Below are 26,121 nucleotides of genomic sequence, written 5' to 3' on the forward strand. Positions count from 1 at the left end.
CAGCGACTTACTCCTTTCGTCGGATGGGGGTCGGAATGATCGTGCTGCAGTGCAGCAGAAGGATGGAGTGACGAAACGGTGCGGCTGGCCTCTCGATCATGATTTCAGAGGATCAACTGAAGCGCGTGGCCGCCTGGTCGCGCGAGCTCACGCCAGCGGAGATCGAGGTGGCCCGCGCCGGGATCACGGAGCGGTCCTACGGCACCGGCGAGACCGTGTTCATGCGCGGCGACAAATTCGATTATTGGGCCGGCATGGTGAGCGGTCTTGCCCGCATGGGCGGCGTCTCGCGTGACGGCAAGGAGACCAGCCTTGCGGGGCTTACGGCGGGCGCCTGGTTCGGCGAAGGCAGTGTGCTCAAGAACGAGCCGCGCCGCTACGACGTGGTCGCGCTGCGCGACAGCCGGGTGGCGCTGATGGAGCGCAGCGCCTTCATGTGGCTGTTCGAGAACAGTGTCGGCTTCAACCGCTTCCTGGTGCGCCAGCTCAACGAGCGGCTCGGCCAGTTCATCGGCATGCTCGAGGTCAACCGCACGCTCGATGCGACTTCGCGCCTCGCGCGCAGCATCGCCTCGCTGTTCAATCCGATCCTCTATCCGGAATCGACCGCGCATCTGGAGATCACCCAGGAGGAGATCGGCGCGCTCTCCGGCATGTCGCGGCAGAACGCCAACCGCGCGCTGAACCGGCTGGAGAAGGAGGGGTTGCTGCGGCTGGAGTACGGCGGCGTCACGATCCTCAATGTCGAGCGGCTGCGCGGATACGGGGATTAGAGCGTTTTCGAGCGAAGTGGATGCCGGTTCGCGTTAAGAAAACGCGTCAAAATGAGAATCTAGAGTCGCGTTCCGATTCATCGGAACGCGACTCTAGCGCGCATTGGCGGGCGCGTGCACCGGCCAGAGGTCGGCGCGCCAGCGGATGGCGATGGCCAGCATCGCGATGAAGCCCGCAGCGGCGTAGAGCGACCCCGTTGCAGAATAGCCGATGACGTCGATCAGGCTGCCGGCCGCGAGCAATCCGATCGGCAGGCCGTAGATCACCATCATGCGCACTCCCATGACGCGGCCACGCAGGTGTGCGCTCGCCGTCCGCATCAGGATCACGGCTGCCGAGATCATCGACATGCTCTGGGCGATGCCGGCCAGCACGAGGCAGGCCATGGCTACGGGCATGGTCCTGATTTCGACGAACACCAGCAGCAACGTGTACCAGGCAAGCGTGGCGCCGATCAGAAGCCGGGCAATGCGCAGGCCACCCACCAGGCTGAGTGTGATGGAGCCGATCAGCGAGCCCAGGGCGAAACTCGCCGAGAGATAACCGAGGCCGGTCTGGTCGGTATGAAAGATGTCGCGCGCGATGAAGGGCAGCAATCCATTCGTCAGCGGAAACGCGGTGAGATTGGCGAGGAATGCGACGCAAAGCGCTGCCAGCATGGCCGGCCCGTTCCAGGAATAAACGATGCCTTCCTTGAGATCGCGCAGCAGCCGCGAGCCCGAATGGCTTTCCACCAGGCGATGCTCCGCGGACTTCGCCGGTCGGGTCAGGCAGAACATGAGAACAGCGGCCGCAAAATACAGGCAGGCGATCACCATGTAGACCTTGCCGATGCCGAAGGTCGCGAACAGTCCGGCTCCGGTCAGCGCCCCGGCGATGCGCGCGCTGTCCTGGGTGGTGCGTGACAGGCTGATCGCCCCCACCAGCAGCTCGCTCGGCATGATGTCGGCGAGCAGTGCGCTGCGTAGGCCGAGATCCGAGGAGCGGATCAGGCCCATGATCGTCACGATGATCATCACCTTGAGCGGAGCCAGGTGACCGGTCAGCGCCAGCAGCATGATGGTCGAGGCGAGGACGGTATAGGTGAGACGCAGCATGACGAGAAGATCGCGGTGACCGATGCGATCACCGACCATCCCGAGCACGGGCGCGACCAACGTCCCGACATATTGCAGCGATGCGAGAATGGTGAGCAGCAGCACCGAGCCCGTCGCGACCAGGATGTACCAGCCGAGCACCAGCGTCTCGATCTCGAACGCCCAGGAGGTGAGCAGGTCGGACGGCCACTGGAAGCGATAGTTGCGGATGCGGAATGGCGCGAGCGCGGATGGTCTTGTGGGTGTGCTCAAGATGCGTTGACGGGTTTCACGGCGATTCCCGGCCCTTAATTATTTGTTCTTCTGTTCGGCAGCGTAGCGGTGATGGTGGTTGTGTCAATTGACGCTATCGCATGCCAGCATGTGGCTGCGGGTTGGCGCGCAGCAGCTGCCGTTCGCGTGCCCATCCACGACGTCGCCTCGCGGTGCGGGTCCCCTACGGGAGGGGTAGCCCGGTCCGCCGCTTGCACTTCCTGCGCACCGAGCCCATTCTGGGCCGATTGGATCGGTCCAGCAGATCGCGGATTCCGCCAGGTCTTGAGCCATGACGTGCTCGGGTTGCGGTTCTGAGGTTCAGAGCGGTTTTGCCTTCTGCCCGAAGTGCGGCACGAAGCAGCCGAGTGCGTGCGCTGGCTGCGGTTTTCCATGCGCTCCTGATTTCGTCTACTGCCCCAAATGCGGCACGCTTGTCGGTGAGGCCACCCCGAGCGGCGAGCGGGCATTGCGGCGCACGAGCGCGATGACGGCTCCGGTCAGGTCGTCGTCCTCTCCACCGCTCGTGCCGGCGTTCGAGACTCAACACGCATTTCGGCCGCAGGCGGATAAAATCGATAACGAAGCAAACCGCCGCACCGTCACCGTGCTGTTTGCCGACCTCAGCGGCTTCACCGCGATGAGCGAGCGGCTCGATCCCGAGGTTATGCAGACGCTGCAGAACGAATTGTTCGAGGAACTGACCGCCGCGGTGCAAAGCTTTGGCGGTTTCGTGGACAAATTTATCGGCGATGCGCTGCTTGCCCTGTTTGGCGCACCGGCCGCGCACGAGGATGACCCGGAGCGGGCGGTCTGCGCAGCCCTCGACATGATCGGCCGGACGGCGCGGCTCAGCGAACGTGCGAAGACGTATGCCGGCTCACCACTCCTGCTCCATGTCGGAATCAACACCGGGCACGTCGTCGCGGGTGGGCTGGGTGTGGGCGTTGCGAAATCCTACTCGGTGACCGGCGATACCGTGAATACCGCCCAGCGACTGCAGTCCATGGCGGCTCCGGGCGAGGTGCTGGTCGGGCCCTTGACCCATCGTCTGACGCGGCACGCGTTCTCCTATGAGTCGCTTGGCGAGGTCTCGCTCAAGGGCAAGATGGGCAGCGTTCTGGTCCATCGCTTGAGGGGACCGCTCGAGACGCCCCGTGCGGCACGAGGCCTCGACGCGCTGGGCCTCGATGCGCCGCTGATCGGGCGCGACGCCGAGCTTGCGCGCGTGATCGGCAGCCTTGATCGCGCGTGCGGCGGGGCGGCTCAACTGGTGCGGCTGGTCGGCGAAGCGGGGATCGGGAAAACGCGCCTGGTCAACGAATTCGTCGCGCGCATTCGCGATGAGGATCCCTTCGCAGGCGTGGCGATCCGGCATGCAGTCTGTTCGCCGCTGGGCGAACAATCCTACGGCACACTCGCCGCCGTGCTGCGCAGTGCCTACGGCATCGCGCAGAAGGCCGACGCCGCGGAGGCGGAGGCAAAGGTTGCCGAAGCGCTGTCAGAGCTTGGCATCCCGGCCGAGGAGGCCGACCACCTGATGCCTCTCTATTTGCACGTCCTTGGTCTTGGCGACCCCAACGCCGTGCTCAGGCATGTCGAGCCGGAACAGCTCCGCCGGCAGATCTTTTTCGCGATCCGCACCGTCTTCGAACGGCGCCTCGCCTTGTCGCCGCTTCTGATCATCGTCGAGGACCTGCACTGGGCCGATGCGGTATCGCTGGAAGCGCTGCGGTTCCTGATGGACCGTCTGGAGCGGACGCGGCTGATGCTGCTGTTTACACATCGGCCAATGCTGGAGCTGGACCAGTTCGGCTCCGGCCGGATCAGTCATACGACCCTTCGGCTGCCTCCACTTGGCGACACCGACGGACAAAAGCTGCTGGCGGCTTATTTCAGTCACGGCTGGTGCGAGCCACCGGGACGGCTGTTCAATCGGATCCTCGAACGCGCGGGCGGCAATCCGCTTTTCCTCGAGGAGATCATCCGCGGCCTCATCGAAGCCGGCGCCCTGCAACGCGATGGCGCGCTATGGCGAATGAAGTCGGAGGAAGCCGCCGCGGAGATTCCGGCGAGCATTCAGGCTCTGTTGCTGGCGCGTCTCGACCGTTTGCCGCATCGGGTGCGCCACCTGGCCCAGGAGGCCGCAGTGATCGGCCCGCGCTTTGATGCGGCTGTGCTCGGTGCTGCGGCGACCGAGCGGGCGAGCGTCGAAGCAGGGCTCGAACTCCTGTGCGACGCCGAGATCATCGAGGAGGTCGCCGGCTCGAACTCGATTTCGCTGCGGACCTACCGCTTCACGCAAACCATGCTTCAGGACGTCATCTATCAGAACCTGCTCCTGCAGCGCCGGATCGAGCTTCATGGACGGATCGGAGCCGCGCTGGAGCGGCTCTATGGCAACGAGCCGGAGCGGCTCGAAGATCTCGTGCTGCTCGGACACCACTTCAGTCTGAGCGCGAACAAGCCGAAAGGCGCGCGCTATCTGCGCGCGGCCGGCGATCGCGCCCGCGGAAGTTACGCCAATGACGATGCGCTTCGCTTCTATCAGCAGTCCCTCGCCGTACTGACCGGCGTCGAACGGGAGCCGGAATGCCTGGTCCTGTACGAGCGGATCGCGGACCTCTGTCGCGTGGCCGGCCGCCGAAGCGTGGCCGAGGAGCATTACCAGGGCGCGCTGGAGGGGCACCGCGCGGTGGGAGATTGCATCGGCGAGGCGCGAATTCTTCGCAAGCTCGGCCGATTGTTGTGGGATGCCGGCAAGCGCGTCAACGCAGAGGTGCACTATGCCGAGGCGGCAGAACGGCTGGCCGGCACCGACGCTCCGATCGAGTGGGCGCACCTCCTGCAGGAGCGCGGCCGTCTGGCATGTCGCGTGGGCGATCACGTCGCTGCCGCGCGGTGGGCCGACGAGGCTCTCGGTTACGCACGCTCCGTGTCGGCGGACGCAGACGGGCAGGCCGGGCTCGAGGCGGCGCGCGCCATTGCGGAGGCACTCAACACCAAAGGGGTTGCGCTGGCGCGGCTTGGGCGACACCAGGAGGCGGTGCGCGAGGTGGAGCAAAGTGTCGCGGCTGCCGAAGCCGCCGGCATCCTCAACGTGGCGTGCCGCGGCTACACCAACCTCGGGGTGCTCTACACGCTGATCGACCCGGCGCAAGCCATCGACGTTTGCCGGCGTGGGCTCGATGTCGCGCATCGTATCGGCGATCTCGGCTTCCAGGCGCGTCTCCTGGCCAACTTTGCCGTCGCCTGCTGCACTTTCACGGACAGATGTACCGACGAAGGGGTGCCGGCGGCCGAAAAGGCGATCGAGATCGATCGTGCGCTCGACCAGCGCGAGCATCTCCCGGTGCCCCTGATCGTGCTCGGGCAGATCCATCAATGCCACTTCCGTCCTGATCTCGCGGCGCGCTGCTACAACGAGGCCATCGCGGTGGCGAGCGAGATCGGCGAGCCACAGCAGCTCTTTCCGTGCTATGATGGTCTTGCGACACTGAACCTTGATCGTGGCGACATGCCCGAGGCGGAGCGCTATTTCGCGCTGGCCGATGATGTCTGCACCAGGCACGGGCTTGATCCCGCCGGACTGATTGTACTGCCATTTCTTGACTAGGTCATGTGAAGGAGTTCAACCATGTCAGAACATCATGTCGATGGACCGCTTCAACCGGGCGATCGCGCGCCCAACATCGTGCTGGACGCCATCACGCGCGACGGGAAGGTCGCACTCGAGGATTTTCGCGGCCATAGTCCGATATTGGTGGGCCTGTTTCGAGGTCTGCACTGCCCGTTCTGCCGCCGCCATATTGCGGCACAGGCACAGCTTGACGCGGCCCTGCGCGACAAGGGTGTCGAAAGCCTCACCGTCGTCCATACGCCGATCGATCGGGCGCGGCTCTACTTCCGATATCATCCATTGCCCAATCTGTTCGCCGCGTCTGACCCCGAGCGGGTGTCGCACCGCGCGTTTGGCCTGCCCAATCTCGAGTTCACCGAGAGCGAGACTGAATGGCCGCGCAAGGTGGGCATGAACGTCGTGATGGGCATGCAGATGAATCTGCCGGACGAATTGCCGGAGCCGATGAATCCGGTTGCGGCGTCCGACATCCTCAACAAAAAAGATGGCTACGAAATCACGGAAGCCGACCAGCGCATGCTGGCGACCGGCCACGGCCAGCTGTTCGGCCAGTTCCTGCTCGATCGGGAAGGGGTCGTACGCTGGACCTTTACCGAGGTCCCCGAAGGCGGCCGTCGCATGTTCGGGATGCCGAGCCCGCAGGAATTGATGTCGGCTGCTTCGCAGGTGGCAGGCTAGCCGCCGTCGGCTGGTTGGCGCGCTGCCCTTGGCCGCGGAAGGCATCAGCCCTGTGCGCTCGAGGTGCAGCCGTCATTGTCGTGACCACGCCTGTCCATGACGAAGGCAATGACCCTGGCGTACAATGACCCAGATTCAGGAAAGGCTCCTCGAAAGCAAGATGACCGAGATCGAGCGGGCCCGATCCTGGAGCCCCCGCGTGATCTCAAAATTCGAAACGCTCATCAGGAGCGGTGACGATTTATCGCTCTACCGCGTCAATCCTCTGGCATTCGCGCGCGACCGCGCCATAGCCGAGCCCGAAAGCATAGACCTGTTTCTCCACGCGACCAGAAGCGGGCTGTTCGAGATGAGCTGGGACGTTGTTTGTCCGCAATCCGGCATGGTGCTCGATAGCTTCGGCGCCTTGCGCACGCTCAAGACCCACTATGTTTGCGGCTTGTGCGACGTCACCGGCGAGACCGATCTCGACGATTTCATCGAGGTCACGTTCACGGTGTCGCCGCAACTCCGGCGGCTTCCGTTTCATGATCCCGCCTCCCTTTCGGTCGAGGATTTCCATTGGAAGCTTCGATTCCTGAATGACGCGCGGATACCAGGCCGGCAGATCCGGTTTCTCGATTATTTGCATGCCTTCGTTCGCGGCCTTTCGTTCCTGCCGCCAGGCTCCGCCACGACCGTTCGCTGCGAGCTCGGTCCCGGTGCTCTGGCGGGGGTCAATATTCAAACCCAGGCTGCGTTCGCCGTTGCGGTGGCCGGCGATCCGACGACCACACCGACAATCCTGCGAATTGGATACGATGGGCAGCGTTTTTCGTCTTCGCTGGCCGCCGTACCGCCCGGTCCCGTCATTGTCGAGGTGATGAACTCCGGAGTGACGCGAGGCTCCTTGCTCCTGATCAATTGGCCGCCTGAAGTTCTGGCACAGTCGACCAAGCCGCCGCTTGATTTCGAGCCCTACATGTCCGGTGGGATGTTGCTTGCAAGACAGACGTTTCGCCGCCTGTTCAGGTCAGAACGCGTGGACGAGAAGGAAGGCCTCGGTATCCGGCAGGTGACCTTGCTGTTCACGGACCTCAAAGGCTCGACCGCGATGTACGAACGGCTCGGCGATCTCAATGCCTATGCGCTGGTCCGCGAACATTTTGCCCTGCTCGGTGCGACCGTCCAGGAACATTCCGGGGCCATCGTCAAGACGATCGGGGACGCGGTCATGGCGGTCTTCTCTCGTCCAGCGGACGCGGTTTCGGCGGCGCTCCACATGCTGGGGGACATCGAACGCCACAACTCCGAGCATGGCGGGCCGAGCATCATCCTGAAGATCGGAGCCCATTGCGGCCCTTCGATCGCCGTAACCCTGAATGACAATCTGGATTATTTCGGTCAGACCGTGAATGTTGCCGCGCGCGTGCAGTCTCTGGCGGACGCGGGCGAGATTTGCATCTCGGAGGCGTTGTATTCGGCGCCGGGCGTAAGCGATCTTCTGTCCGGGCATACAATCGCAGTCTTCGATGCGCCGCTTCGCGGCGTTGAAGGAAACGCCAGCGTGTATCGTGTCATGCGCGGCTAGGGCCGTTGTGCGCCTTTTGGCGGCAGCTTCTCCGCGAGCGCCGCCGCCATCGCCGAGATCAGCGGACGCATGAAATAGGCGTCTTCCGCAGGCGAGATGTCGGTGCGCAGACCGTGCGCGGCGAGTTCGCCGGAGACGGCCGGTCCGACCGAGGCGATCAGTGTCCGCTCGAATCCCGCGCGCAATTTCGCCTCGCTGCCATGGGCCTTGGCGGCCTCGATCAGGCGGCGGACCTGGCCGAGATTGGTGAGCGCGATGGAATCGATCCGTCCCTCCGCCATGTCCTCGATGGCGGCGACGATGTTGGCGTCCGCAGCCTTCGAGTCATAGGCATAAGGCAGCACGGTATCGACCTCGGCCCCTTGCGCGGCCAGAGCGCCGGTCAGTGCGCCGTGATCCTTGTCCGGATAGAGCTGAAGCCCGAGGCGGCGTCCCCTGAGGTCGAGCTTGCCCAGCATCTCGATCACGCCCTCGGTGGTGGGTTTCTCAGTGGTCTGCTGCGCCTCGAGCGAGATCTCGCGCAGCGCCTTGCCGGGCTTCGGCCCGCGCGTGAACTTTCGCGATTGGGCCAGCGCCGCGACAAATGCCTGGTCGAGGCTGCGTGCGCGCGCGAGCTTCATGATCCGCCGCAGGCCCTCACCGGTCATCAGCACGAGGTCGTCGAACGGCCTGTCGATGGCGCGGCGGATCCAGGCCTCGACAGGAGCAGGGTCCGGGGCGTCCTGGATGGTGAACATCGGACACTGCACGACCTCGGCGCCTTGCTCGGCCAGGAGCTTTGAAAACTGCGCCTCCTCGCGGGTTTCCAGGATCAGGATGCGGGTGCCGGTCAAACGGTCGGCCATGGGCGTGCTCCGGTGAGCAGAAATCGCAATCGTCCGTTCACTTTGACACCGTCGCCGGGATTGGCGCAAGGGTCGCCTCGGTGCTAGAGCAGGATGCAAGTCGCGGGTCGTTCCGCCGCCGTTGCACAAACCGTCATCAAGAGCCAATTCTTCAAAGTCATGCCCGATCATCAATATGTTCTGACCCTGTCCTGTCCGGATCGACCCGGCATCGTCTCGGCGGTGTCGACCTTCCTGGCGAATTCCGGACAGAACATTCTCGACGCCCAGCAGTTCGACGACGTCGAGACCAAGAAATTCTTCATGCGCGTCGTCTTCACCGCGGCCGATCTTGCCGTGGAGCTGTCTGCGCTCCAGACCGGCTTTGCTGCGATCGCCGAGCGTTTCGGCATGGAGTGGCAGATGCGCGACCGTGCCGCGCATCGCAAGGTGATGCTGCTGGTGTCGAAGTCGGACCACTGCCTGGTCGACATCCTCTATCGCTGGCGCACCGGCGAGTTGCCGATGACCCTGGCCGCGATCGTCTCCAACCATCCGCGCGAGGTCTATGCCGGGCTCGATTTCGGCAGCATCCCGTTTCACTATTTGCCGGTCACCAAGGAGACCAAGAGCGAGCAGGAGGCGCAGATCCTCGATCTCGTCGCCAAGACCGGGACCGATTTGGTGGTGCTCGCCCGCTACATGCAAATCCTGTCGGATGACCTGTCGGCCAAGCTCTCCGGCCGCTGCATCAACATCCATCACTCGTTCCTGCCGGGCTTCAAGGGCGCAAAGCCCTATCACCAGGCGCATGAGCGCGGTGTGAAGCTGATCGGTGCGACCGCCCATTACGTCACGCGCGACCTCGACGAAGGCCCGATCATCGACCAGGACGTCGAGCGCATCAGCCACCGCGACACGCCGGAAGATCTCGTCCGCAAGGGCCGCGACATCGAGCGCCGCGTGTTGGCGCGCGCGATCCGCTATCACCTCGACGACCGCGTCCTCCTCAACGGCCGCAAGACGGTGGTGTTCGTGGACTAGGCGCGTGCGAACATCGCCCGCGGCGTTACGTACCAGAGCAGAAAGAGTACCGCGGCCCCGTGCGTCAGAAGCGTGGTCGATAGGGGAACGTTGAGCAAGACCTGCGGCAGGATCGCGCCGGAGATCAAGACAAATTCGGGCGGCAGATCCGCAGACAGACGATTGCCGAAAGCGATGACCAGCCCGCATGCGAACGCCGTGATCGGTGCGAGCAGGGGGCCGACGGAGGCGATGCCTTCGGTCGCAAACAGCGACGCATTCAAATATCCGAGTTCATAGGCTTGCTTCATCACGTTCGTCAGCGGTTCGTTGTAGGGACATGACAGGAACGGCTTCAGCAATCCGATCTGACAGAAATGAGTCAGCTCGTGCCTGGAGAAATAATCGTTGTAGATGTCGAAAGCGTTCGACGGGATGATCATCATCCGAAAATTGATTGTGTAGAAGAGGGTCGGCAACACCGCAATAATGGAGGTCAGGAGTCCTGCAAGCAATGGCAGCAACAGGGAGAAAATGACAGCCGTTCTGGATCCGAAATATCGGGCGAGGAAAGCAACGAAGACCAGCCAGACCGGTGTAAAAATAGCGAACTTGGTCAGCGTGACCGGATAAAACAGCAGGGACAGAACCAGCACCGCAGCCGCGCGCCACATGTTTCCTCGCGCAACGAAACAGGCAAAAGCGAAGGGCAGCAGGGCGGTGGTGGTGATCCCGATCGCGTACCTAAGTCCGGCGGGAAAGGCGAGCTCATCGCGGTAGCTGTAGATGTTTTCGATGGTTACGATTCTGAAATTGTAGATTGCACCAATTGTGATCGTCGCCAGGGACAATAACAGGATGAGCGTCAGCAAGTGCTCGAACATTCTCGCGGGAAGTTCGTATGTTCTGCGGACGGGGGAGGCGATCAGCGTGGCGGGGACCAGAAACGCGGCAGCCGAAAACGCCGCAGACCATGCAGCCAATTTGTGATCGTAGTTGAAATCGCTGAAGCAGTTGAGCCAGAGATAGCCCACGATCATCGAATAGAGATAGAATCCGGCCAGATATCCGAAACTAAAGCGGGCTACCAAGAAGATCGTGCCGACAAGGGCGAAGGCCGCGACCACTGCGACGGCCACCCGCAATCGAGTCGGGTCATAGAAAATATGGAACGAGGCGGCGCTGAAATAATGCGGGCTGAAAGTCGTGATGGCTCTCAAGGAGAGGCCGATGATAACGATCTGCAGGAAAATCAGGAGGCCGATTCCACCCGGAGTTTCGACGAGACCGGCAATTGCTCGCCATCTATCCTTTAAAGTCATTCACCGGATTCCTTGAGAGGAGAACGACCTCAATAGGGGCGGGGAGAGCGTCTGGCAACCGACGGAACAGGCATCGCCTGCAGGCCGCCATGCCCTGTATCTTCGGGGACACCATCGCACCGGGCATGCTGTTGCTCGCATTGCACGGGTCAGGACGCAGCTCGTTCCGGACGGGTTTTCGCCCAAACAGGAAAATCTTCCCGCCGCCAGACCCCGATGATCCTGCCGACGCTGACGGAATCATCCGCGATCTCCATGATCGGCGGTCCGAAATTGTACGGAGAAATCTGCAGATTCAGAATGCGCCAGTCTCCGCTATCGATGTCGGAGTTGTACCCGGTTGCGCGTTCTGTCGTCGCAAGGAAGAATCTGCTGCCTGATTTGTAGACGTTCCTGATCAGGCTCATGCTATCCGCAAAGCTCAGGTGGAAAAGCACCTCCCTGCAAAACACCGCATCCGCAGCCGGAATGTCTTCGGTGATGGCGTCCAGGCAAATGAAACTCCGCTGCGGCGTGGAAAACTCCTTCTGATTGTGCGCAATCACGGATGGAACGATGTCGACGCCGGTGTATGAGCACGACAGCCCGATCTTCTGCATCCAGGTAAAGTCGCCGCAGCCGATGTCCAGCAGCGAGGATATGCCGAGCTCGGATACGACTTTCGGGAGGCTCTCGATCACGTTCTTTGCCGAGTGCTCGCTTGACCCTTCTCCCGAAGAGGGGTGGCCCTCATTCATCTTCCAAAGATCGTTCTGATAGATCGAAGCGAAGCGATCCCGCACGGAGGCGCGCTTGTCGATGGTGAATCGGTTTCCCCGCGACTGGCGCAGCCAGTCGATGACTTTCGTCAGGCCAAGACGATGAAGTGTTCCACGCAAGAACTCGCGCGCCGTGACCCTAAACGTCATTTACAACTCCAGCCGGGATGTCGGGAATAGAAGCGCCGACAGTACTTGAAAGCCAGTCGCTGTAGAAGGGGAGGCAATGCTGGTTTCCGGGGACCGCGCGGCGGGGATTTCGCCAATGTCCGTGCGGATGCTGCCTGAAGGGGCCGTCGGGCCTGCGGCGGAGACCTGGCCTCGCTCACTTGTCGGTGCCCCCATGGACGTATAAACGACCTCGGGTCACGAATTTTCGCTCGTGTTGCCGCCGGACCGTTCCGGAGGTCGGACCGGATCGACCCGATTGTGAGACTCCCTATAATGTCGAGAGAAGACGTGACGATGCCTGGCCGCCCCGACTGGTTTATCGGGGTGGGATTCGCCCTGTTGGGTGCGGTACTGGGCGCCACCGTGCTTCACCAATCGAGCATGCTGTACTTCTATCAGGCGTTCATGCCGGAGATGGTCTATTCGGCTTGCGGTCACGGCTTCGTGCGTTCCCCAGTCACTCCCCCGGCGATGGTCGATTTCCTGTTCGGACGCAGCTCCGTGTTCGACTGCGCGACGATCGGGATTGCGCCTGAAGAGCCGGCCGGCATGTTCTTTCGTGCGCAACTTTATCTGGGTTGGGCTGTCTCCGCCTTGTGGCGCATGACGTCAATTCGCTACGCGAACCTATGGCCGCTGGTTTCGGCGCTGGTCGGTGCCTATGCGTGTGGTTGCTTCGTCCTGGTTCGTCTTTTCTTCGCGAGATGGCCCGCTGTGGCGGGGGCAGGTCTTCTGGCTCTGTCGCCGGTCATGCTGTCGATGGTTCCATATTTTCGGGACTTCTCCAAGGCGCCGTTCTTCATCTGGGCCATCGCGTTTCTGATCCTGACCATGCGCGCCGAGTTGCCGCGCATGGCTTTGTTGTGGGCGGCTCTTTCCGGCGTGACGATCGGCCTGGGAGTCGGCTTTCGCTCCGATATTTTCATCCTGTTACCTATCGGGATCGTCTCATTGGTGGTCTGTTCGGGACCGAAGAGATGGAAAGTCGGCGTCGCAACAATCGCCGTTTTCATCGCGACGTCCTTGTTTTCTGCGGCGCCGCTGTTGGGAGTCGGAACGGCCGGCGCGTCCGGCACGTTGCTGATGCAAGGCCTGTCCGATCCATTCCAGAGTTATATGGATCTGGGGCCTGTGCCATATTCGCTGGGAGCGCGTTATTCGGACGAGATCGTGCTGTCGTCCGTCGCTGCGGACCTGCGTCCCGCTGATCCGAACTGGGATGCGGGCGAGGGCAAGCTTGGCCACACGGTTTCCCAGGCTGCGACACGATCCGGTTCTTACGTGCTCGGTTGGCTTCCATACTTTGCCGGCGATGTGACAACGCAAGCGCTGAAGTCCGCCGCCTGGGTGGTTCTGTTTCCGCGCCTCGTCGCGCCCGGGCGTATCAATCTGGATCCAGGTGTTCCCGTGCGTGCAGCCCCGCGGATCGCGCGTTTGCTGAACCGGCTCTACGATCGACTGGCGAACCCGTTGGTTGCGATCATATGTGCGACAGGATTTGTCGCGTTCTTCTGGCGAGAGGCGGCCGTCAGGCCGCGCGAGGCATTCGCTCTGTTCCTGATGTTCGGCGCGCTTTTGACATATCCGGTGGTGCAGTTTTCGGTTCGGCATGTCTTTCAGCTCGAGTTCGTCTGGGTCCTGGCGGTTCTCTCGTTCTTCAGCGTTCCCTTCGAGTGGTCGCGGCTTCGCGGTGTTCTGCCTCGCTTCTTGACCGTTGCCGCGATCGCGTTCGTCGGACTGATCTTGGTCTACGCTGGTATGACGATGTATCAGGATCGGGTCCTGCGGCATCAAATCGAAGCGTTGCTGGCGGAGCCGAGAGAGCCAATTGCCCTCGTCTCAAAATCGTCCACCAGCGAAACGGCGGTCTTCGGCCTGCCGTTGCCCGACAGACATCGCGCGCTTGTCGAAAGTGCCCCGGACAGCATGACCCCCAAACTTGCCGAACAAGGCCTGCAATGGGATGTGCGGGCTGCCGGAGACCGTATCCTGCTGACTTTCGGCGGTGAGAACTGCCGGCCGGGCAGGATGACGATTTCACTTCAGTACGCGAGGCGCGAAGGCATATGGCAACCTCTCGATCAGAGCATCCCGGTGGACCTTCCGCAGGACCGGGTCTCGTTCAGCACGGTGCTGGTGCCGGCGTTCTATCGGCCGACCCAATATCTGTCCGATATCCAACTTCCCGCTGAATATTCGGCGTGTCTCGTCAGGGCTGAGAGAGTGATCGGGCCAACGAAGCTTCCGATGATGATGGACGCCGCACTTGCCCCGGGATGGCAGAACCGGCCCTTGCATCGTGCCTTTGGGGGATTCTCCACACTCGAGACCAAATGAGAGGTCGGCGGGGCGCCAGTGATGCCAAGGCTCATGTGCCGATTTGGTCGCATTCGGCTCGGATTCGTTCAAACCAGGCGTTTCTCGGCCGAATTTGTGTTTAATCCCCGTATCTGCCTGATATGAAGGCAATCGGCGGTTGCGGAAGAGCGGGGGGTTCTGTAGCAGTTTCCGGAAGGCTGGGGCGCGTTGAACTGCGAGCTGCTCGCAGCACCGCCAACTTTGATAGATCGCTTAGGGACGTCGATGTTCGAAGACAAATGCTTGCTCATCACGGGTGGCACCGGGTCTTTTGGTAACGCAGTGTTGCGTCGCTTTCTCTCGTCGGCAATTCGCGAAATTCGCATTTTCAGCCGTGATGAGAAGAAACAGGACGATCAGCGCAAATTCTACAATTCCGACAAGCTCAAGTTCTATCTTGGCGATGTCCGCGACTACTCGAGTCTTCTTGGCCCGATGCGCGGCGCTGATTTCGTGTTCCATGCCGCCGCGCTGAAGCAGGTTCCGTCCTGCGAGTTCCATCCCATGGAGGCGGTCAAGACCAACGTCGTGGGAACGGAAAATGTGCTCGAAGCGGCGATTGCGTCCAATGTCAGGCGTATCGTCTGCCTCTCGACCGACAAGGCCGTGTACCCGATCAACGCGATGGGAATATCCAAGGCGCTGATGGAAAAGGTCATGGTCGCCAAGTCGCGCAACCTCGATGCGCGATCGACGGTGATTTGCGGCACGCGCTACGGCAACGTGATGGCCTCGCGCGGCTCGGTCATTCCGTTGTTCGTTGATCAGATCCTCGCCGGCAAGCCCATCACCATTACCGATCCGAACATGACGCGCTTCATGATGTCGCTCGGCGACGCGGTGGATCTCGTGCTCTATGCGTTCGAACACGGCGACAACGGCGACATCTTTGTCCAGAAGGCTCCGGCCGCGACGATCGAAGTTCTTGCCAAGGCGATGGTGAAGGTTCTTGATCGTCCCGATCACCCAATCCAGATCATCGGGACCCGTCACGGGGAGAAGCTGTACGAAACGCTGCTCAGCCGGGAGGAGCGCGCCAGTGCGCAGGATCTCAATCTCTACTACCGTGTTCCGCCTGATTTGCGCGATCTGAACTACACGAAATTTTTCGAAGAGGGCGAAACGCAGATCTCGCGCAGCGAGGACTACAATTCGCACAATACCGAGCGCCTTGATGTTGCCGGCATGATCAAGTTGCTCAATAGCCTTGATTACATCCGCACGGTCGTTGCGGGCCGCACACCCGTCAACGAAGGATGACGAAGCGGCGTAAATCCGACGCGGCTGGGCACGCGCGCCCATGCTGCTCGTAACCGGTGGATGGTCACCAGGTTGAGACGGATGAGATGTAGGATGTCGGGTTCATGACTGCCCGCAAGCTGAAAGTACTTACCGTAATCGGCACCAGACCCGAGATCATTCGGCTGTCGCGCGTCATCGCCAAGCTCGATCAATTTTGCGATCACACGCTGGTCCATACTGGGCAGAACTACGACTACGAGCTGAATCAGATCTTCTTCGATGATCTCGGCATCCGGAAGCCGGACGTTTTTCTCGGAGCCGCGGGTGCGACGCCGGCCGAGACGATCGGCAACGTCATCATCGCAACGGACCGGGTGCTGGCGGAGCGGGGCCCGGAAGCGCTGCTCATCCTCGGCGACACGAACAGCAGCCTTGCAGTGATCGCAGCCAAGCGTCGCAGGATTCCGATCTTTCACATGGAAGCGGGCAACCGCAGCTTCGACGACCGCGTGCCGGAAGAGATCAATCGACGGATCGTCGATCACACCGCCGATATCAACCTTACTTATTCGACCATCGCCCGCGACTATCTGCTCCGCGAGGGATTGGCGCCCGACCGCGTCATCAAGACCGGGAGCCCGATGTTCGAGGTGCTGGAGCACTACCGTCAGCAGATCGATGCTTCCGGCGTACGGGCGCGGCTCGGGCTGGAGACCGGCCGCTATTTCGTCGTCAGCGCGCACCGGGAGGAGAACGTCGATTCCGAGACGAACTTCGCCAAGCTCCGGGAGATGCTCAATGCGGTTGCCGGGCAGTTCAACCTGCCGGTTATCGTCTCGACCCATCCGCGCACCCAGAAGCGGATCGACGCGAGGGGCATGTCGTTCCGGCCGGAAGTTCAGCTGATGAAGCCGCTTGGATTCAGCGACTATGTCAATCTGCAGATCGGAGCCCGCGCCGTACTTTCAGACAGCGGCACCATCACCGAGGAAGCGTCAATTCTCGATCTCCCGGCGCTGAACATTCGAGAGGCACACGAGCGACCCGAAGGCATGGAGGAGGGTACCGCGATGATGGTCGGCCTCGACGTGGATCGCGTCATGCAAGGAATTGCGATCCTCGATGCGCGAGAGCGCGGCGCCGATCGCGCCCTGCAGATCGTATCCGACTATGCGACGCCTAACGTGTCCGACAAGGTCGTTCGCATCATTCACAGCTACACCGATTACGTCCAAAGGGTTGTCTGGAGAACGAATCGTTAGAAGACATCGCGCCGGACGCCGCCGGTCGTCCGCACCGTAAGATAGCCTGGATTGGTGCTCCTTGAAGTTGCTTGTCGTCAGCCAGTACTTTTGGCCGGAAAATTTCAAGATCAACGATCTCGTGGAAGATCTCGTGGCGCGAGGTCACGAGGTCACGATCCTGACCGGGACGCCGAGCTACCCCAATCGCAGCGGATTTACCGATTTCTACGCTGCACCCGAACGGTACGAGCGGCACAAGGGGGCGCGGATCTTGCGCGTTCCTCTGCTGGCACGATCCGCGGGACCCGGGCTATTGCTGAACTATCTAAGCTTTGTCGTGACCGCGACCGTTCTCGGCCCGATCAAGCTCCGATCGACGCCATTCGATTGCATCTTTGTGTTCGAGCCGTCTCCGGTCACGGTCGGCATTCCGGCGATCCTGTTACGTCGGCTGCGCCGGGTGCCGATGGCCTTCTGGGTGCAGGACCTGTGGCCTGAAACGCTCCCTGCCGTCGGCGCAGTGACATCGCCCCGCTTGCTGGCGCTGATTGGTCGTTTGGTCCGGTTCATATACAATCGCTGCGATCTGATCCTGGCGCAGTCGCGCAGCTTTGTTCCGCGGATCGCCGGCAATTGCGATCATCCGGAACGCATCGTCTACTTTCCCAACTGGGCTGAACTGATCTATGAGGCGCGCGATCAGGCTGCGGCGCCCGAGGTTCCGCCGGCGCATGGCAAATTCACGGTGATGTTCGCCGGCAACATCGGCGACGCGCAGGACTTTCCCGCAATTCTCGACGCCGCCGAGCATTTGCGCGGCCGCCCGGAATTCCGCTGGGTCCTCGTTGGCGACGGCCGCATGTCGGATTGGGTCGCTTCCGAAATCAGTCGTCGCGGACTTGGTGATGCGGTTTTGATGCTTGGACGGTTCGCAGTCGAGCGAATGCCGTCATTCTTCAGCCACGCCGATGCACTGCTCGTCTCGTTGAAGCCGGACTCCGTGTTGTCCTCGACGATCCCCGCCAAGCTGCAGACCTACCTCGCCGCAGGTGTTCCAGTTCTCGCGATGATGAATGGCGAGGGAGCGGCACTGGTCCAGCAGGCCGGAGCCGGTCTCGTCTGCGCTGCCAGCGACGCGAAAGGACTCGCCGATGCGGTCGTGCAGCTTGCGGGATTGACGCCGGATGAGAGGCGCGCGATGGGCGCGCGCGGTCGCGATCTTGCAACTGCCGAATTTGATCGCAAGAAACAGATCGACAAGCTCGTGGGCTGGTTGTCCGAATTGCGCTATTCGGGTGACGGGAAGCGAGAGGCGCGTTGAGGGGCTTCGGATATCGACGCTCAGCTACGATGAGGGCGTCGAGGCTCCGAACAACGATGCTCGCCGCCCCGGCGACCCCTGCGGTCTCACCTCGGCACAACCACGGTGTACCGCCTGCCGTTTGTGTTCGGGTCGGTGACATCGCTGGCCGAGAAAATAATTCCCATTCCTCGCCAATGCGAAAATCGTCCGTTGCCGATCTTTTCGATATCGTCGTGCGAGCTGTGCGCGGGCCCGAGCGGCCTGCCGTTCTCGTAGATCAGGATCGGAGAGCTGGCTCCGTCGCCGCGGGAGTCCGCGAGCGCATCAAGGGATGCAATGTATTCCGATGATGCCTGATACGCATGCCCATCGCCGTCAACTTTTGTGAATGGCGGGAGCAGGAAGGTCCGAATAACCGGCGGTTCCGGCGGCGGGGAGTACGAATATGTCAGGTAGATGGCGACCGGAAAATACAGTGCCAGCAGCCCCAGCCCCAGCACTATCGTCCTCGAGAGCGTCCACGATTGCATGGACGCACGACTACCAGAAACAGTTCGGCCGGGCAATTGGCCGGCCACTTGCCCTGCGAGCCTCAAGGCGGACGACAGGATTGCCGCAGCCTTCGTCGACACTCTAAAGCCTGTCGTCATTCCGGCAACGACTTTCGCAAGCTTTTCGGCGTGTGAGACAACAGGCGACCGACGCGCAAGGGATTAATCAGCCTTGCATTCGCGGCGAGTCCGAAAAAGTTGCGGACGAGAAGGACATTCGCGAGCGCTTGCACGGTCGAACTTGCGGCATATACGGTTGCGACGCCCAAAATGCCGAACGTGAACATGGCCCAGGCGGCCAGGGGCACCGTGACGCTCGCGATGATCAACGTGATGACCATTGCGGCTTTCTGCCTGCCCAGCAGAATGAGCGCGTAACCGGCAACGCCGCCGGCCGAAAACATGACTTGGCCGAGACCCAGGATGAGCGCGGCACCGAAGGCCGGCGCATACGCCTCTCCCCAGATCGCCAATATCAGACTTCGCCCGACGCCAGCGAACAGGACAAATCCAACGAGTGCTGCAAGGGTCGCTCCGGTCGCCGAGAGGGTCAGCAGCCACTGCAAGTACAAGCGACGATGCTGCGCCCAGTTGGTGACGATATGGGGCAGGATCGTGAGCGATACGATCGTGAGCGGGACCGCGAACAGGCCTCCTATTCTCAGAGCCAATCCGTAGCAGGCGACGTCTGCAGGGTGGCCGCCTAGTCCCACGACCCAAATGTCGAGCTGGGACGCAGCAACGAAACTCATGGTCGTCACGAGATTTGGCCAGCTCTCTGCGAGGATGTCCGACCGGGGCGCCGGCGTGACCGGTACCCGTTGCCACGGACGCATCATTCGCCCCAATTGCACCAGTCCGAGCGCGATCCCGGCGATGGCCGCGAGCACGCTGGCGGTCAGAAGGTGCGAGATGGACATGGGGATTTTGAAAGCGAGCGCAAATACGAGATAGACGCTGACGACCAGCCCCTGAAAGGCGGGCAGGAACGAAGCGGCCACCATGCCGTAGAGCGCGCGATGGAGTTCTGCCAGAACGCCAAGCAGAGCGCCGGCCGCAATCAAGGGAATGATGAGCGGAACGAGACTCCAGATCTGTGGGCTCAATGCGTTGGCAGCCGGGCCGAAAGCGAACGCACAAATTCCGACCAGGCATCCGACAGCCAGGCCGGAGATGACGGACATCTTGATCGTTTCGATGGCGACAATCCGGGCCCGTCCCGTGTCTCCAACCGCCATAGCGTGTGAGACGATTCCGGGGATCGTCACGGGCAGTCCCAATTGAGCGAGGACAACGCTGACGTTGACGATGGCCTGGACGAAAAAGAACAGGCCGACGTCGTGCAAGCTCAGGCTGAGCGGGAGCAGCAGGCCAATTCCGACGCCGGTCGCGAGTTGGAACACTTTGCCGGCCATGGCCATGCCGCCGGATCGGCCCGCATTTCCGCCGCCCGAAGGTCCGTCCGTCGGGCGTTTGCGTAAGAAGGTCACGGCTGCATCTCTATGATCCGTTGCCCATGCTGTCGACATCTTACCCTGATGTCGCACGAAGGCTGGCTAAAACTGATCCTTGGAAGGCTGATCAAAAACGGTGGTCGCTGAGGGTGACGTTCTGATGAGATCCAGTTGGAAAAAACCAGCAACGAAAATCAGGAACAGAACCAGGAAGCCGAAAAACGTGTCGGCCGACTGCAGCAGTTGATTGTTGGCTGGAAAATAGAACACCATCGTGTTCAGCAGATAGAACAAGGCTAACGCAACGATGGATCCCGTCATCAAAAGATTGCGCCACACCAGGCCATAAAGGACACCAATCATCAGGACGACGATCAACGAACCGGACACGCCGAAATCCGAGATGAACCACGCGAACGCGGAGTGCCAGGTTGACCAGAGGCTCCAATCGTACTTCTTTTCGATGACCGGAAGAAGCGTATGGAAGTACCAGCTGTCGCCGAGGAGAACCTTGGCCTTCCTCAAGACGAGCAGGGAATTGGTGAGGCCCCACCCAAGTCCATAGTCGGTTTCCGCCAGCGCGAGGGAAAGTCCGTAGTAGCCGACGCCGAGATATCGCGTGACCGTCTCGTAGCCCGGGTACAGCGCCGGCGGCAGCATTGCATAGATCGCTCCGGATCTCTGCGCGTCGAGATTCAAAGGGGTGAAGTGGCCTACGTTGGAGGCTGGATCGCGGAATGAAATGAAGAAAACGAAGATCCACAGGAACAGCGCGATGCCAACGACTGCGGAGGAGATCAGGATCCAGATCGTGCGGCGTGAGGTCAGTCCCGAAAAGACGTAACATAGCCCAAAGGTCAGCGGTAGCAGCACCGACAATTGGAAGAGACCGCGATTGACGCCAATGTGCGTGTAGATCAGGAGATAAGTGACGCAGGCGAAGATATACGCAATCCGGTAGGGCCATCCCAGCTGACGCCAATGCTGGATTGCTCCAGTCAGCGCAAGGAAGAAGAACGGGCTGAGCAGGGCGAACGCGTATTCGAAGTAGGTCCACCATCCTCGTGTGAAATTCCTCGCAACGAAGATATCGTAGTTGTAGTTCGCGAGCGACAGTTGAAGCGAGACCGGCGGCAGGAGCGAGTCGGTTCGCGCCTCCGACAAGATCAGCACACTGAGAACCATGAGCAGAATCGCAACTTTGATCGTTGCAGTTTCTCGATGACTTGCGATAGGCGACCGCCACGGCATGGAAGCGAAGGCGCCGCCGATTGCCCCAACGAAGAACAGGGCGATGGCCGCTGTGAGATAGAGGTAAAGGTATCCCGGCTGTTGCACTGGCCAGGGCCACGGGCCGAAACGAAAGGCCAGCACGGTCAATGCGAGATAGATCGTCATGGCCGCTGGCGCGCCGGTGAGCCGAAGGGCGCTGGGACGCTCGGGTGTCTTAAAAGCCATGTGCGCAGAGCCCTGTGACGATGAGAATCATGACGGGATTAAGTGCCGCGTCGAAAGCGTCCAACCAGGCGCGCGATCGGTTGCTTCAGCCCAGGGGGGATCACTGCTCGGACCAGTCTCGACATCGCTTTCGGATTGAGGCTTGCGGGGTCGTATCTGTGGGCGGTCATGATTGACCGGGCAAAACGGGTCAGATGACCATTGCGCAGATGTCCGCGGGCGGCAACGAGGTTGGCGTTGGCGACCGCGAGGTTCTTGCTCGCCCGCAGCGAGCTCGGACAAAACGGGCCATCGAAGAACTTGTCCGCAACATAGATGAACTCATCGACCAGCTTGTCCGACACGATTCCGCTGATTGAAAGCGATCCGGAATGGACCCTGTAGAGCGCCAGCACTTCCGGATTGAAATCGATGCGGCCAAGACATCCCACGCGCATCCAGAATTCGCGATCCGGTCCGAGCTTGCAGCGAGGGTCCCAACCGCCGACCGCCTCATATACGCTCCGACGAAAGATGGCGCCCGGGCCGATGTAGCATTCTTGTTCGATCACGAGCTCTGCCAGGGAAAACGGCCGGCCCCCGCGCTCCCTGACGACCCTGCCGTTCTGATCGATCAGATTGGTGTTTGGGAAGGTTGCGACCGCCTCAGGTTCTGCTTCGAGATGCTTGACCAGGGTTGCGACCGCGTCCGGTAGCAGGATGTCGTCGTCGCTCAGGTAACCGAGATATGTACCGGTTGCTGCGGCCCAGCCTGCCGTCAACGCTGCGACTTGTCCGGCGTTCGATTGCCGCAAGACTTTCACCGTCGGAGGAAGCGTGGCGAGATACTCACCGGTCGAGTCGGTTGAGCCATCGTCGACGATGATGAATTCTATGTTGGGGTAGCTTTGATTGAGTACCGAGTTCACCGTCTCCGGCAGATATTTGGAGCGGTTGTAGGTGGGCGTCACCAAGCTTATCAGTGGCAGTTCCGTCAACATAGGTCTCCAATTTATCCCTGCCACACCCGAGAGTTGCCGGTGGTTCGTGATTACTACAGGCTGGCCATCTGGCGCAATTCCCAGTAAATCATCGAATTCTGGCGTCTGAGTTTCAGCCTCGGGTGAGCCGTTTTGCGGGCGCTGCCGTCGTGGTTGCGGTCATTGGCCGGTGATGATCTACGTTGTGCGATTGACACATTTGCCCGGATTCGCGATTGCGTTCCCTTCGAAGGGATATTCCGAACCTGGCGTTGCCAGATGTCGATATTGCCGCGACGGTATCGGTCATTTTCAGCGCGAAACCAGATCACCATGAAAGTGTTGGCATTTAACAGGCACTATCTGCCAGGCTTCAAGGCAGGCGGTCCGATCAGGTCGCTCGCGAACATGGCGGAAGCGCTCGGCGACGAGATCCGATTTTTCATCGGCACAACCGATCGCGACTTGGGGGACGTCGAACCGTATCCGGCGGTTGATCGGAATGCCTGGATCAAGACCGGCAAGGCCGAGGTTCGGTATTTTGCGCCCGGAGCCATTTCCATCCGAGCCATCCGCGCCCTGATCGACGAGGTTCGCCCCGACTGTATTTATCTCAACAGTTTTTTCGATCCGATTTTTAGCTTGCGCGTCCTGATCGCTCGGCGGTTCGGTCTTATTCCACGCATACCCTTGCTGCTTGCGCCGCGTGGAGAGTTCTCGCCTGGAGCCCTGACACTCAAGAGCCTGAGGAAATCGGCCTATATCAGGGGCGCCTCGATGTTTGGGGTGACCCGGGACGTCATGTGGCATGCTTCGACGGAAATTGAGGCTGACGATATTTCCCGGACCATGTCGATCGGCCCGTCCTCGATAGCAGTCGGATCCGATCTGGCGACCGCGCCGCCCGTGAATGCAGCTTCGGCATGGAGTCCACGTGAGAGTGGTCGTCCGTTTCGCCTCTGTTTCGTGTCGCGCATATCGCCTAAAAAGAATCTGACCGGTGCGCTGCAGGCGCTTGGTCTCGTGAATGCAAGCGTCACCTTCGATATCTACGGACCAAAGGAGGATGAGTCTTATTGGGCGGAATGCCAGAGGCTCATCGACGAGCTGCCGCCGCATGTCAGTGTCGCCTATCGCGGTGAAGTGGCGCATCAGGACATCGCGTCGGTCTTTGCCGGCTATGACCTGTTCTTGTTTCCGACGTTAGGCGAGAACTACGGGCACGTCATTTTTGAGGCATTAAGTGTCGGGCTGCCCGTGCTCACGAGCGATCAGACTCCGTGGAACGATCTGCGCGAAGCCGGCGCGGGATGGGCAATTGCGCCAGACCTCAGCGCCATCGCGGCTTGCATCGATGAGGCGGCGCGTTGGACCTTGGCCGAACAGTCCGCAGCGAGAGCCGCGTGCATACGATATGCTGAGCGTGTCTTGAAGGATTCGCAAAGCATCGAGCAGAATCGTCAGTTGCTGTTTGCCGCCGCGAGGATTGGCGGGGGATGATCGACCTCCATCCGTCCTGTAGCATGGTGTGGACGACGGGTTGGTCCGGGATCATCGCCCGGCCGCGCGGCTGGAACTTTCCGTCGGGTGATCGTCGTTCCAGGGGCCGACACCCCGATTGTTGGGCAACTATCTTGGGGACTAGGGCCGGACTGGCTGTCAGGTTCATGACGATGGAACATATTTCGCCAATTCTGGGCGCGAACCGGGATTCCGGCCTTAAAACGCCCGGCCGGCGGGCGATGCTGCTGCTGATTCGAGGCAGGGCTGCCGACGGGACGGCCAATGGCGCTGGGCTGTGACCAATCCAGCCCTCCGTCATCAAAATGGTTCGGGCGCGCGATTGTATCGGACCTTTACCGTGGGTTGCGTATCCGCTTTAAGACATTCGACGGAAGTGGTGAGCTGGGCGGAACAATAGGATGCCATTTCGAATACTGGTCACCGGCTCTTCGGGCTTCATTGGCGGGGCGGTTTGTTCCGCCTTGTCATCCGCCGGACATCATGTCAGGGCGGCTTCACGCCAGCCGGGCAGAGCGGGGAACAATCTGGAATGGGTGAAATTGCCCGATCTCGAAACCCAGGTGGACTGGCATCCGCTGCTCGAGGGCATCGACGTCGTCGTGCATTTGGCCGCCATCGCCCACCGCAGTCGCGTCGATAGCGGCAATTACACGCGAGCCAATCGTGTTGCGACAAAAGGCTTGGCAGAGGCCTGTCGGCATCACTCGGTCAAACGCTTGATTTTCATGTCGTCGATTGGTGCCCAGGCGGGCTCGGCGGCGGATAGCGTCGTCACGGAAAATGACCAGGCGTGCCCGGTCACGGCTTACGATCGGGCAAAGCTGGAGGCGGAAGAGGAAATCAAGCGCTCCGGCGTGCCGTATACAATCCTCAGGCCCGTGATCGTCTACGGCCCGGGAGCCAAGGCCAATATCGCCTTGATCGTCCGCATTGCGGCGCTCCCCATTCCGCTACCCTTCGGGGCCTTCCGCAATCGACGCTCTCTTCTATCGATCCGGAATCTGTCGGAAGCAGTCTTGTTCTGTCTCAATGGATCCGCCACGCTGAACCAGACCTTCATCGTTTCCGATCCGGAACCGATCACTATCGCCGAAATCTTTGCCACGCTAAGAGAAGGAATGGGACGTTCGCCTCAACTGATTTCGATACCGCCTGAGGCGCTCAAAGCCATGGTAATTGCGACAGGGCGCCGGTCGCTTTGGGACCGAATCGGGCGGGAGCTCGTTGCAAGCTCGGCTTGCCTGCAGAAGGCCGGATGGTCCCCTCGGGTTGAGACCAAGGCGGGCCTCCGTGCCATAGTCGAGCCGCCAGGATCGTTGGAGTGATTGATCGATGAAGCGGGCGTTTGATTTCGCGGCCTGCGCGCTGTTTCTTTTGGTTTCCTGGCCGGTCCTCCTCGTCATCGCGATAGCCATTCGGCTTCAGAGCCCGGGTCCAGCGATCTTCGCGCAGGTTCGCGTCGGAAAAGGCGGGCATTCATTTACCTGTTACAAGTTCCGGACGATGCGTGCGGGAACTGCCAATGTTCCGACCCACCAGGTTGAGGCGTCGTCGGTGACCGCGCTCGGTGAGTATCTTCGGCGTTTCAAGGTCGACGAAATCCCGCAGCTCTACAACGTGGTGGCTGGCGATATGAGCCTCGTCGGACCTCGGCCGTGCCTGCCGTCCCAGGCGGCACTGGTTGAAGCCCGCAAGCAATTAGGAGTCCTGGCGGTCCTCCCCGGTATAACCGGCCTTGCGCAAAGCCGGGGTATCGACATGACGGACCCCAAGCGTCTGGCGGAAGTCGACGCCGAATATATCCGCAGCCAAAGCTTTGCCGGAGATCTGAAGCTGATCTGGTCGACCCTGCGAGGGCATGGCGTGGGAGTCGATCGCGTCGTTCGGGACAAGCCCTCGGGCTAGCCGCACCGGACAGC

General features: G+C 61.2%; 20 protein-coding genes. 12 read left to right on the plus strand and 8 right to left on the minus strand.

The window, feature by feature from the left end; all coding sequences use genetic code 11:
• Positions 1–98 precede the first annotated feature (98 nt).
• Positions 99–773, plus strand: a complete 675-nt coding sequence (locus tag QA645_RS14420) for a Crp/Fnr family transcriptional regulator (protein WP_254132732.1) — start codon at positions 99–101, stop codon at positions 771–773.
• 93 nt (positions 774–866) lie between these two features.
• Here the strand turns inward: QA645_RS14420 and QA645_RS14425 are convergent, their stop codons facing one another.
• On the minus strand, positions 867–2,123 hold the full coding sequence (locus tag QA645_RS14425; RefSeq protein WP_283051013.1) for an MFS transporter: 1,257 nt from the start codon (positions 2,121–2,123) through the stop codon (positions 867–869).
• Between the two features lie 292 nt (positions 2,124–2,415).
• Here QA645_RS14425 and QA645_RS14430 point away from each other — a divergent pair, with 292 nt between their 5' ends.
• The 3 genes from QA645_RS14430 to QA645_RS14440 all read left to right on the plus strand — a co-directional run bounded on the left by QA645_RS14430 (position 2,416) and on the right by QA645_RS14440 (position 8,011).
• Entirely contained in the window at positions 2,416–5,739 is a 3,324-nt protein-coding gene (locus QA645_RS14430; protein ID WP_283051015.1) for an adenylate/guanylate cyclase domain-containing protein, read from the plus strand.
• 21 nt (positions 5,740–5,760) lie between these two features.
• Positions 5,761–6,441 carry a redoxin family protein gene (locus tag QA645_RS14435; protein ID WP_283051016.1) on the plus strand — a complete coding sequence of 227 codons (681 nt, stop codon included), beginning with the start codon at positions 5,761–5,763 and terminating at the stop codon, positions 6,439–6,441.
• A gap of 124 nt (positions 6,442–6,565) precedes the next feature.
• Positions 6,566–8,011 (plus strand): adenylate/guanylate cyclase domain-containing protein, encoded by a 1,446-nt coding sequence (locus tag QA645_RS14440; RefSeq protein WP_283051018.1) that lies wholly within the window; start codon positions 6,566–6,568, stop codon positions 8,009–8,011.
• On the opposite strand, the gene QA645_RS14445 is transcribed toward QA645_RS14440, so the two are convergent.
• A complete protein-coding gene (locus QA645_RS14445) occupies positions 8,008–8,856 on the minus strand; it encodes a uroporphyrinogen-III synthase (RefSeq protein WP_283051020.1) in 849 nt (282 codons plus the stop codon). The genes QA645_RS14440 and QA645_RS14445 overlap by 4 nt on opposite strands.
• A 159-nt stretch (positions 8,857–9,015) precedes the next feature.
• Here QA645_RS14445 and purU point away from each other — a divergent pair, with 159 nt between their 5' ends.
• The gene (gene purU / locus QA645_RS14450; RefSeq protein ID WP_283053196.1) at positions 9,016–9,879 is read left to right on the plus strand and encodes a formyltetrahydrofolate deformylase; all 864 of its coding nucleotides are present in this window, start codon (positions 9,016–9,018) and stop codon (positions 9,877–9,879) included.
• On the opposite strand, the gene QA645_RS14455 is transcribed toward purU, so the two are convergent.
• Positions 9,876–11,180: a hypothetical protein gene (locus QA645_RS14455; RefSeq protein WP_283051022.1), complete on the minus strand. Its 1,305-nt coding sequence runs from the start codon at positions 11,178–11,180 to the stop codon at positions 9,876–9,878. The two genes, purU and QA645_RS14455, sit on opposite strands and share 4 nt — an antisense overlap.
• A 149-nt stretch (positions 11,181–11,329) precedes the next feature.
• Positions 11,330–12,088: a class I SAM-dependent methyltransferase gene (locus QA645_RS14460; protein WP_283051024.1), complete on the minus strand. Its 759-nt coding sequence runs from the start codon at positions 12,086–12,088 to the stop codon at positions 11,330–11,332.
• A gap of 294 nt (positions 12,089–12,382) precedes the next feature.
• Here QA645_RS14460 and QA645_RS14465 point away from each other — a divergent pair, with 294 nt between their 5' ends.
• The 4 genes from QA645_RS14465 (at position 12,383) to QA645_RS14480 (ending at position 18,274) form a co-directional block, all read left to right on the plus strand.
• On the plus strand, positions 12,383–14,446 hold the full coding sequence (locus QA645_RS14465) for a hypothetical protein (protein ID WP_283051025.1): 2,064 nt from the start codon (positions 12,383–12,385) through the stop codon (positions 14,444–14,446).
• A gap of 246 nt (positions 14,447–14,692) precedes the next feature.
• Entirely contained in the window at positions 14,693–15,727 is a 1,035-nt protein-coding gene (locus tag QA645_RS14470; RefSeq protein ID WP_283051027.1) for a polysaccharide biosynthesis protein, read from the plus strand.
• A gap of 104 nt (positions 15,728–15,831) precedes the next feature.
• On the plus strand, positions 15,832–16,971 hold the full coding sequence (gene wecB / locus QA645_RS14475; protein ID WP_283051028.1) for a UDP-N-acetylglucosamine 2-epimerase (non-hydrolyzing): 1,140 nt from the start codon (positions 15,832–15,834) through the stop codon (positions 16,969–16,971).
• Positions 16,972–17,032: 61 nt separating this feature from the next.
• Positions 17,033–18,274, plus strand: a complete 1,242-nt coding sequence (locus QA645_RS14480; RefSeq protein ID WP_283051030.1) for a glycosyltransferase family 4 protein — start codon at positions 17,033–17,035, stop codon at positions 18,272–18,274.
• An 86-nt stretch (positions 18,275–18,360) separates the two neighbouring features.
• Here the strand turns inward: QA645_RS14480 and QA645_RS14485 are convergent, their stop codons facing one another.
• The 4 genes from QA645_RS14485 to QA645_RS14500 all read right to left on the minus strand — a co-directional run bounded on the left by QA645_RS14485 (position 18,361) and on the right by QA645_RS14500 (position 22,699).
• Positions 18,361–18,756 carry a hypothetical protein gene (locus tag QA645_RS14485; RefSeq protein ID WP_283051032.1) on the minus strand — a complete coding sequence of 132 codons (396 nt, stop codon included), beginning with the start codon at positions 18,754–18,756 and terminating at the stop codon, positions 18,361–18,363.
• 146 nt (positions 18,757–18,902) lie between these two features.
• A complete protein-coding gene (locus QA645_RS14490; RefSeq protein ID WP_283051034.1) occupies positions 18,903–20,228 on the minus strand; it encodes a hypothetical protein in 1,326 nt (441 codons plus the stop codon).
• 135 nt (positions 20,229–20,363) lie between these two features.
• On the minus strand, positions 20,364–21,719 hold the full coding sequence (locus tag QA645_RS14495; RefSeq protein WP_283051035.1) for a hypothetical protein: 1,356 nt from the start codon (positions 21,717–21,719) through the stop codon (positions 20,364–20,366).
• Between the two features lie 38 nt (positions 21,720–21,757).
• On the minus strand, positions 21,758–22,699 hold the full coding sequence (locus QA645_RS14500) for a glycosyltransferase (protein ID WP_283051036.1): 942 nt from the start codon (positions 22,697–22,699) through the stop codon (positions 21,758–21,760).
• A gap of 312 nt (positions 22,700–23,011) precedes the next feature.
• On the opposite strand from QA645_RS14500, the gene QA645_RS14505 reads away from it, so the two are divergent.
• From QA645_RS14505 to QA645_RS14515, 3 genes are all read left to right on the plus strand, one after another.
• A complete protein-coding gene (locus QA645_RS14505; RefSeq protein ID WP_283051038.1) occupies positions 23,012–24,178 on the plus strand; it encodes a glycosyltransferase in 1,167 nt (388 codons plus the stop codon).
• A gap of 422 nt (positions 24,179–24,600) precedes the next feature.
• Entirely contained in the window at positions 24,601–25,527 is a 927-nt protein-coding gene (locus QA645_RS14510; RefSeq protein ID WP_283051040.1) for an NAD-dependent epimerase/dehydratase family protein, read from the plus strand.
• A 7-nt stretch (positions 25,528–25,534) separates the two neighbouring features.
• Positions 25,535–26,107 (plus strand): sugar transferase, encoded by a 573-nt coding sequence (locus QA645_RS14515; protein ID WP_283051041.1) that lies wholly within the window; start codon positions 25,535–25,537, stop codon positions 26,105–26,107.
• The last annotated feature ends 14 nt before the right edge of the window (positions 26,108–26,121 follow it).

The sequence above is a fragment of the Bradyrhizobium sp. CIAT3101 genome, assembly GCF_029714945.1.
Lineage (GTDB): Bacteria > Pseudomonadota > Alphaproteobacteria > Rhizobiales > Xanthobacteraceae > Bradyrhizobium.